Consider the following 9,535-nt stretch of genomic DNA (forward strand, 5'->3'; position numbering starts at 1 on the left):
ATATAATTAAAAACTGATTTATTAAATTAAATCAGTTTTTAATTAATAGAAAAATGATTCAAGAAAAAAATGATGCGATATGCCAGGTGGTAAAGGAGGCAAAATAAGCCATGAAAAACAGATAACAGGCTGTCATTATGACCATCTTCCAGGAAGAGGTTTCTTTTTTTATAACCGCCAACGTAGAAAAGCATTGTGGAGCAAAAACATACCAGGCCAGAAAGGAAAGTCCTGTTGCTATACTCCATTGTGTTGAAAGAAAATGAACCAGTTGGCCCGGTGCATCAGAATCAACACCAGCTATGGAATAAACAGTTGCAAGAGACGTAACAGCAACCTCTCTGGCTGCCAATCCAAGAATAAGCGCAACACATATTTCCCAGTTAAAACCAATGGGTGCAAAAAGGGGTTGAATCCAGTGACCTATAATACCGGCAAAACTCCAATCAATGGCTGGACCTTGTGCACCAGCAGGCGGTTTTGGAAAGCTTGATAAAGCCCATAAAAGGATGCTGACCGTTAAGATGATTGTTCCTACGCGATTAACAAAGATTTCAATCCTTTGCCATAATCCAAACAAAATGTTCCGAACACTTGGAAAACGGTAAGAGGGAAGTTCTAGTAAAAGGGTGTTATCATATGATTTTTTTCGTTTTTTGAGAAGTAAGGCCACTAAAAAGGCACTCGCGATTCCTAGTAGATAAAGACCAAACAGGACAAGACCTTGCAGGTTGAATATTATTCCGATAGTTTTATGAGGGATAAAGGCACTGATTAGTAAAGCATAAACTGGTAATCGTGCGGAACAAGTCATCAGAGGTGCAATGAGAATGGTAACTAGACGATCTCTAGCGCTAGGTATTGTCCGGGTTGCCATGATACCGGGAATTGCACAGGCAAAACTGGATAATAATGGGATGAAAGAACGACCATTTAATCCAACAGAAGCCATAATGCGATCAAGTAAGAAGGCTGCTCTGGGCAAATACCCGGATTCTTCTAAGAATAAAATCCACAGGAAGAGAACAAGAATTTGAGGTAAAAAGGCGAATGTTGTTCCCACCCCCGCAAAAACACCATCAATAATTAAACTTCTCAAGGGACCTGTCGGTAATAAGTTAGCAATGATTTTTCCAAGCCAACCTGTCAAATCCTGTATGCCATCCATAAAGGGTTGGGCCCATGAAAAAACGGCCTGGAACATGATAAATAATAAAATGAGAAGGATTAAGGGACCAATAATGGGATGTAAAACCCATCGATCAATTTTTTCATCAAGCAGAACAGAATTTTCAGAAGAATTATGGACGCATTTCAGGAGAATTTTGCGTACTTCGACATGTAAATCGGTTTGATTATCAAGATCAATTGTTGGAATTTTAAAAGAGGTGTCGATATTGTCGACAAGTTTTTTAATTCCGTTTTTTTGGGTTCCTATTGTGGGGATAATGCAAATGCCCAAAATTGATTCCAGTTTTGGAATATCTATGTCGATTTTACGTTTTTTTGCAATGTCACTCATGTTTAGAGCGATCATCATTGGGCGCTTAAGACGGCAAATTTCAAGGGCGAATCTTAAATGTAGTCGCAAATTTGTTGCATCAATAACGCAGATCAAGGCATCTGGTGGGGGTTCGTTACGATAGTTCCCCATACAAATATCCCTGGTGACTGCTTCATCAAGGCTGGTTGCTTTTAAACTGTATGCCCCCGGTAAATCGATAAGGGTAATCCTGTTTTTGGAGGGTGTGACGAATTGTCCCTCCTTACGTTCCACGGTGACCCCGGCATAATTGGCGACTTTCTGTCTACTTCCGGTCAATTGATTGAATAAAGCGGTTTTTCCGCAATTTGGATTGCCCACTAAAGCTATCTTGGAAATAGGGAATATGGATGATTCAGGCATAAATTAACAATCCAAATGTAAAATGATTCTGGCCGCTTCAGAACGGCGCAGCGCAAAACGGGTCGATCCGATTTGTACAGCAATAGGATTTGAGCCAAATGGCCCAAAGGCAATGATTTTGACAATTTCGCCTGGTACGAAGCCTAAATCGCGTAAACGGTCTGCAATAGGATCAGGAGAAGAAAATTCTTCGACATGATCAATAACACTTGATTTCCCTGGGGAAAGCATACTTAAATTTGGAACAGTCATTATTTAAATTGAACTTAACTCTATCATTAAGAATGATTTGCGTTCTTAATAATATGGCAGAAAATTCCTGTTATGTCATCAATTTTGAATTTTATTTTATTTATGATGATTCTTATTCATTTATCGGAAGGATTGGTATAAAATAAATAGGTGAAAAGAAAAAATTTTTTTTTACTCGATAAGTTGAGTTCATGCAATAATGAATTTGTAATGAAATGATACTTACTTTTTTGTAAAATTGATTTTTTTGCGAAGGAACGCTGCCTCATAAGAGGGGCAAAACTTTGGCAGGCATGTTGCCTAATTTTAAAAGGGACATAAATTTATGAATATCGAAAAATTTACTGAACGTTCAAGAGGGTTTCTTCAAGCGGCACAGACAATTGCAATTCGTGATTTTCATCAGCAATTAACGCCTCAGCATTTATTAAAAGCGTTATTGGATGATGAGGAAGGAGCCGCAGCTTCCTTGATACGTGCAGCTGGCGGGGAACCCGCCATTGTCAAAACAACGGTTGAACATTCATTGGATTCCATGTCAAAAGTTCAGGGCAATGGTGCTGGACAGCCTCAAGCCATGCCAGAATTGGTTCGTGTTTTGGATGGCGCGGAAAAAGAGGCCACGAAGGCCGGGGACGAGTATGTTGCTCAGGATCGCCTGTTACTTGCCTTGGCTGCATCTGAAACACCAGCTGGTCAGGCCCTTCAAAAAGGGGGCGTTACAGCTCAAAATCTGGCAAGAGCGATTGATACTATTCGAAAAGGTCGGAAGGTTGACAGCCAGAATGCGGAGGCTTCCTTTGATGCGTTAAAAAAATATGCACGGGATATGACAGAGGTTGCCCGGCAAGGAAAATTGGATCCAGTGATTGGAAGAGATGAGGAAATTCGTCGAACGATTCAGGTCTTGGCTCGACGTACCAAAAATAACCCTGTGCTTATAGGTGAGCCTGGAGTTGGTAAAACTGCAATTGTTGAAGGTTTGGCATCACGGATCGTAAATGGTGACGTTCCAGAGGCATTGAAGAATAAACAGTTATTAGCCTTGGATTTGGGTGCCTTGGTTGCAGGGGCTAAATATCGGGGTGAATTTGAGGAACGTTTGAAGGCTATATTAAAAGAAGTTGAAGCTGCGGCTGGAAAAGTCATATTGTTTATTGATGAAATGCATACATTGGTTGGTGCGGGACGTAGTGATGGAGCAATGGATGCATCAAATCTCATTAAACCTGAGCTGGCACGTGGTACCTTGCATTGTATTGGTGCGACAACCCTGGATGAATATCGCAAATATATTGAAAAAGATGCAGCTTTGGCACGGCGGTTTCAGCCTGTCTTTGTCGGGGAACCATCAGTAGCGGATACGATTTCAATTTTGCGGGGTATTTCTGAAAAATATGAATTGCATCACGGGGTGCGGATCAGTGATAGTGCTCTGGTGGCAGCGGCAACTTTATCCAATCGTTATATCACAGATCGATTTTTGCCGGATAAAGCAATTGATCTGGTAGATGAAGCCGCAAGTCGGTTACGGATGCAGATTGATAGCAAGCCAGAAGCGCTTGATGAGCTGGATCGTCGTTTGATTCAACTAAAAATTGAGCGTGAAGCTTTGAAAAGGGAGGAAGATTCAGCCAGTCGTGACCGTTTGGAAGCATTGGAGGTTGAGATTGCTGATTTAGAAGAAAAATCAAATGCAATGACTGCGGCCTGGCATGCTGAAAAGAATAAGGTTAATGATGTTCAAAAATTGCAGGAACAGCTGGATCAGGCCCGTTCAGAAGTTGAGGTTGCACAACGCCAAGGTAATTTGGCCCAAGCCTCTAAATTGATGTATGGTGTTATTCCAGAACTTCAAAAGAAAATTGAGGGTTTGCAAACCAAACAGCATGAACATCCGGATCAGGCGAATTTGGTTTCCAAATCAGTGACTGAAAATGAGATCGCGGCGGTTGTATCTCGGTGGACAGGTATTCCAGTGGATAAAATGCTGGAAGGGGAAAGGGCTAAGCTTTTACGAATGGAAGACGAGCTTCGTAAACGTGTCGTAGGGCAGGAACCCGCCTTGAAAGCGGTTGCAAATGCTGTACGTCGGGCACGAGCAGGATTGCAGGATCCAAACCGGCCTATTGGCTCTTTTTTATTCCTGGGTCCAACTGGAGTAGGTAAAACCGAACTGGCAAAAGCGCTTGCTTCATTCCTTTTTGATGACGAAAAAGCGATATTGCGTGTTGATATGAGTGAATTCATGGAAAAACATGCAGTTGCACGGTTGATTGGTGCCCCTCCCGGTTATGTTGGCTATGAAGAAGGGGGTGTTTTGACAGAGGCTATTCGCAGGAGACCTTATCAGGTTATTTTGTTTGATGAGGTTGAAAAGGCTCATGAGGATGTCTTTAACGTATTATTGCAGGTTCTTGATGATGGACGTTTAACAGATGGTCAAGGGCGAACCGTAGATTTTCGTAATACGATTATAATCTTGACAAGCAATCTTGGTTCTGAAATTTTGGCTAATCAGACAGAAGGTGAGTCAACAGAGCTTGTACAGGCTGAAGTTATGAAAGTTGTACGTGCCCACTTTCGTCCTGAATTTCTTAATCGTTTGGATGAAGTTGTTTTGTTCAGTCGATTGCAAAAGGCTGATATGGCAAAAATTGTGGATATACAATTACAGCGTTTACAAGGATTGCTTGAGGATCGTAAAATTAGGCTTGATCTGGATGAAAAAGCACATGCGTGGCTGGAGGAAGCTGGATATGATCCGGTTTATGGTGCACGTCCTCTAAAACGTGTCATACAACGAAATTTGCAAAATCAATTGGCAGAATTATTGTTGCAAGGCGATGTTTATGATGGGGATACTATTTCAATCAGTGCCAATGAGGCTGGTTTATTAATTCAGGGTAAATCAGTTATAGACAAAGCCTGATTTTCGTTAAAACTGGTTGAGTTCATTTCAACCAGTTTTTATTTATGATTATATTAAATATTGTTTAACTTGTATAATATACGGACAGATAAATAAGTTTGATCTGATAGGATGTCTTTTATTATGGGAATTAAAAGATTTACCTTTTGTCCATCATGAAATTGGATGTTCGATAGGTATCTATGCTGATAAAAATTGATCGGTTTGACTAATAGAAACCTTTGCTTGTCTTTTGTCATTTCATTGGATGGGTTTAATCTTTTATAGATTCTATATGAGAATATTCTTTATAGAATTATAGTTGTTCCAGATAATCTATTAATTTGGTAATTTTTATATATAAAATCTATAGGTAAAACAGTCTGATTAACATATTGAAGTTTTCTTATATTTTTCTAAAATTAACAATTAAATTTATAAAATTGGATCGCTTTTAATTTTTTCATATCATAAATATTAATAAATTATTTAATAACTAAAAATTAAATTATTAGTTATTAAAATTAATTTTAAAATATATATTTATAATGGGTTAATAAACCGTCTTTTTATTTTTATTGAGCTAAATTCAAATTGCTTATTATTTTTACCCAAATAATGCCCTTGAGGACAACCGGTTCCTATTGATAAGGTGTCATGATAGTTAAAGAATCTAACATGATACATATAAAAATTGTTTTTTAAAGGTGTTGCAGTAGCAAATACTGTATGAGGATGTATCGTTTTATCATTATTTTCATAGATTGTGCATAAATCTATCCCCCCCCATTGTTGAATATGCATACCAATTTTGGGGTCTGAAGAGGGATATTTTTTTGCTATGATTTCCAGATCAATTTCCATATTCTGTAATTTTGGATCATGAATACGGATTAGATGATAATTATTTTGGTCGCCATCTGCAAAAGCGTAATTATCATTTTCTAAAGGTGTAAAGGTTGCATCATCAGCAGCTTGCCAGTCTTTTAAATTGTAATCTAATGTTATCCATGGATTTCCAATGGTTTTTGAATTACAAATGTTATCAAGAAAGATTTGTGTACTTGCAATCTGTTTTTGATGTTGCTCTCTGAATTTCGGTCTGTTCCAAATAACTTCCGTTGAATGGGACAAATATTGAATGTGATCATTATTTGGAATGGAAAAATTATTGGATCTACCATGACAAATATTGGGGAAAAACCAAGGTAGCAAACCTTCTTCAATATGCCTGGCAATAATCATGTTTAATATGGATTGGTCGGCACAGAACCATTTGAAATTGGGGCTTTTTTCTTCTTCTTTTGTAGGAGGAAGAATATATTCTTTTACCCTGCACATTGCCAACCAGTCCAGTAAGATATCAAATGCAAAATCAGACACTTTTGCGATAATATTGTTGGCAATCAGTAAAGGAAAATTTTGAACAAAAAGTGAATTTCCCCCTATTTCTTCAATTTGTCTGATGGAACAAAAATCAGAGGCTTTTAAAACTTGTTCTGTAAGTTCCCTGCCAATATAAAAATCACAAAAATTCAAGGCTTTATTGATAATCGTATTTATACTTTGTATAACAAGGCGCAGGGTTGGGTATTTGGCAATATTTGCATCAAGGTAAAAAATGACATCATCTTTTTCCATGGTTGAAAGAGCATGCAAAATAGTAAAGGGTTTCCAGCTGAATAATCCAAATTTGTGTGTATTAGGATTATTTCCCAGATTGTATTTATCAGGATATGCTTTAACTAATTCTCCCGCACCCATTTGATATAGTCGTTTGGGTGTATAAGCATCGAATTCGTGGCCAGTTTCTTCGACAAGTGATCGAACAGTTCTGACAACTTTTGTTAAATCACTTCCTTCGTCATTTGGGTTGCCTTCAGTATAAAAAACAACAAATTTAATACGCATATAGCTACCTTATTTATTTTACATAGTTTAATTATTTGTAATTAAATTGAAGTTAAAATTTAATTAATATTTGTTTTGTAAATTATTCAAAAATTTTTCCGCTATTTGGAAAAACATATATCACAAATTTAATGATAGTTACATCTCAAAAAATATTTAATTTAATACTTGCAATCGCAAAAACCTGAGTTTCCTACATCTGATAAGGTTTTGATTATTGTTCTATGATATCATTAAAACCCATGGAATAGAAATAAACAACCAGGTGATAAGGAAAAGAAGACCGAAGATAAAACCTAGTCTCCACCAAACCGAATTAGGGATAAACCCACTTCCATAATAGACAGCACTTGGTTCAGCGGCATAGGGAGTGACAATTCCCATAAATCCTAAAAGGGGAAGGATCAACAAGACATAATGATGAATATTAATTCCAGGAATGTGACTGGCGGTCCCAAGGAAGATGGGTAATAATGCAGCCGCATGGGCGGTATTACTTGCAAAGAAATAGTGTAGGCTATAGTAAATGCATAAAAGTAGAATCATTGCTGCGAGAGGTGAAAAATGAATGATATAAACGCTAATTAATTGACCAAACCAATTAATAAAGCCTGATTTGTTTAATCCGGAAGCAAAGGCGATCAAGGTTGCCAACCAGGTGAAAATATTCCATGCAGCTTTATTTTCCACGATATCATTCCATGTTAATAATTGGCTAATTAACATTGCTGAAACCACAACAATGCCTACCAGTGGAGGTGTAATAAATTTCCCACCTAAAATCCATAAAAGCAGTGCGCAAGTTACAAAAAAAATCAGTAACATTTCTTTTGCGGTTAAGGATCCTAACAGTTGTAATTCTTTATTGGCCCAGGTTGGAATGGCAGTGCTGGATTTAATTTCTGGCTTACAAAGATGATAACTCAATAAGGGAGAAATGGTAATCAAGACAAAGCAGGCTGGTAAGGTTACCATGAACCATTCCATCCATGTAATATTAATGCCGATGATTTTATTGGCCATGTTGATTGACAAAAGATTAGGTGCCAGTGCGGTCATAAAAAATGAACTGGTAATGGAAGTTGAAACAATTCCTGTCCACATTAAATATGTACCAATTTTTTTTCGTGATGAATCAAAAGGGCGGGAATTATATAAAGGAGGTAGGTGACTAAGAACAGGATAAATAATGCCAGCACTACGTGCGGTACTTGATATGGTAAAGGGGGCAAGGATTGTATCTGTAAAAGTAATTGCATATCCTAGAGCCAAAGTATTTTTACCAAGTGATCGAACGAGTAATAAGGCGATGCGTTTTCCTAGTCCTGTTTTGTCATAGGCGAGTGCAAAGGTAAATGCTCCGAAAATCAGCCATACGGTTGGGTTGGAAAATCCTGAAACAGCCCATTCAAATGCATTGATGGTTGGTTTAAATCCAGGCTGGGCCAATTCTTCGGAACTAAATAGAACATATGGTCCAAATAGAGCGGCAACGGAAATACCGATTAATCCAATGGCGCCACCAGGTAGGGGTTCTAAAATAAGCCCGACAATACATCCCAAAAAAATGGCAAAAAATCTCCATGCATGAGGTTCAAGCCCACGAGGGACTGGAATGATCAGGATGATTAATGTTGCAAGAATAGGACATAAACAGCGAAGGGCCTTACTCATACCGTGATCCTTATTTATTTTTAAATGTATAATATGCTGGAAATAAAATAAATTTCGTAATGAATTTTTGGTTATTAAAAAGAAATTTTAGTAAACTTTTAGTTATAAATTATATAAAATTATTTCTTATTTTTAGATAGTTACGATATTTTTAAACATCAAAAAAATTGTTCTTGGTTAAAGGGGGGAGGTATACCTTTTAATTCGTTTAAGTAAATAACTTACAAAAATATCAAGCCTAATTTAGGTAAAACCAGATGCTATTGGAAACATTTTTTATTTTACTGTTGATGAGGTTGATATAATGAATGATTAATTTTGGTTAAGTTATTGAAATTGTGCTGGTTGCCACCATATAAGGTTTGCATCGAGAAGGTGGGGTGTTTCTTGTCTTTGAGTTGTGAATCGCTATTGATACCTTTCTTAATTTTTTCTTTCTTGTTAAATTTTAATATTTTTTATTTAACTTAGCTTTGTGACACTTCTTTTCAGGGGTGAATCCGATATTTGGTAAGGTATCCTGTTCTGCTGATTATGGACGGGATACCTTATTTATTGTGATTGGGATTCTGTTTTTTGCGGAATCGGAGATTTGGATATATTGGGCTGGGTTATGGTTATTTAAGGTGTAAGGTCTTGATAACCTGTTATTTTTGTTATTGGCGAGATTTTTTTGGATAATTTTGAGAGAAATCGGTTGACTGGCATGAGAGATTTCTGTAGAAGGACATTCACGGAGCGACGAGCTTGAAAGTTCTTGACTGGTTGCTTTGTGGGGATTAGATTGTAGGGCTCATTTTTGATGTGTTTTACGGTTTTGTTCATTGACAATTGTATAGGATGAGAAGGGGATATGCTGGTGGCGTATTGGTTGTAGTGTT

Annotated in this window: 6 protein-coding genes; 1 reads left to right on the forward strand and 5 read right to left on the reverse strand. The window is 37.5% G+C overall.

The genetic code is table 11. The annotated features are described in order from the left end of the window. Positions 1–58: 58 nt before the first annotated feature. The gene (gene feoB, locus H3R28_RS08630) at positions 59–1,906 is read right to left on the reverse strand and encodes a ferrous iron transport protein B (protein WP_198210677.1); all 1,848 of its coding nucleotides are present in this window, start codon (positions 1,904–1,906) and stop codon (positions 59–61) included. A gap of 3 nt (positions 1,907–1,909) precedes the next feature. Beyond that, positions 1,910–2,158, reverse strand: coding sequence for a FeoA family protein (locus tag H3R28_RS08635; RefSeq protein ID WP_110439607.1), 249 nt, complete (start codon positions 2,156–2,158; stop codon positions 1,910–1,912). Positions 2,159–2,483: 325 nt separating this feature from the next. Between H3R28_RS08635 and clpB the strand changes: the two genes are divergently transcribed. Beyond that, entirely contained in the window at positions 2,484–5,090 is a 2,607-nt protein-coding gene (gene clpB / locus H3R28_RS08640) for an ATP-dependent chaperone ClpB (RefSeq protein ID WP_198210678.1), read from the forward strand. A gap of 522 nt (positions 5,091–5,612) precedes the next feature. Here the strand turns inward: clpB and H3R28_RS08645 are convergent. From H3R28_RS08645 to H3R28_RS08945, 3 genes are all read right to left on the reverse strand, one after another. After that, positions 5,613–6,980 carry a hypothetical protein gene (locus tag H3R28_RS08645; protein ID WP_198210679.1) on the reverse strand — a complete coding sequence of 456 codons (1,368 nt, stop codon included), beginning with the start codon at positions 6,978–6,980 and terminating at the stop codon, positions 5,613–5,615. A 222-nt stretch (positions 6,981–7,202) separates the two neighbouring features. Then, on the reverse strand, positions 7,203–8,654 hold the full coding sequence (locus tag H3R28_RS08650) for a DASS family sodium-coupled anion symporter (protein ID WP_198210680.1): 1,452 nt from the start codon (positions 8,652–8,654) through the stop codon (positions 7,203–7,205). A gap of 621 nt (positions 8,655–9,275) precedes the next feature. After that, positions 9,276–9,535: hypothetical protein (locus H3R28_RS08945; protein WP_232351284.1), on the reverse strand; the 260-nt coding region annotated here is incomplete at its 5' end.

This window comes from Commensalibacter sp. M0268, from assembly GCF_016101925.1.
Lineage (GTDB): Bacteria > Pseudomonadota > Alphaproteobacteria > Acetobacterales > Acetobacteraceae > Commensalibacter > Commensalibacter melissae.

Excerpts from the sequence above, each read along its gene's own strand:
- H3R28_RS08645 (WP_198210679.1), bottom strand. The coding sequence starts at position 6,980 with ATGCGTATTAAATTTGTTGTTTTTTATACTGAAGGCAACCCAAATGAC.
- H3R28_RS08635 (WP_110439607.1), bottom strand. The coding sequence starts at position 2,158 with ATGACTGTTCCAAATTTAAGTATGCTTTCCCCAGGGAAATCAAGTGTT.
- feoB (WP_198210677.1), bottom strand. The coding sequence starts at position 1,906 with ATGCCTGAATCATCCATATTCCCTATTTCCAAGATAGCTTTAGTGGGC.
- clpB (WP_198210678.1), top strand. The coding sequence starts at position 2,484 with ATGAATATCGAAAAATTTACTGAACGTTCAAGAGGGTTTCTTCAAGCG.
- H3R28_RS08650 (WP_198210680.1), bottom strand. The coding sequence starts at position 8,654 with ATGAGTAAGGCCCTTCGCTGTTTATGTCCTATTCTTGCAACATTAATC.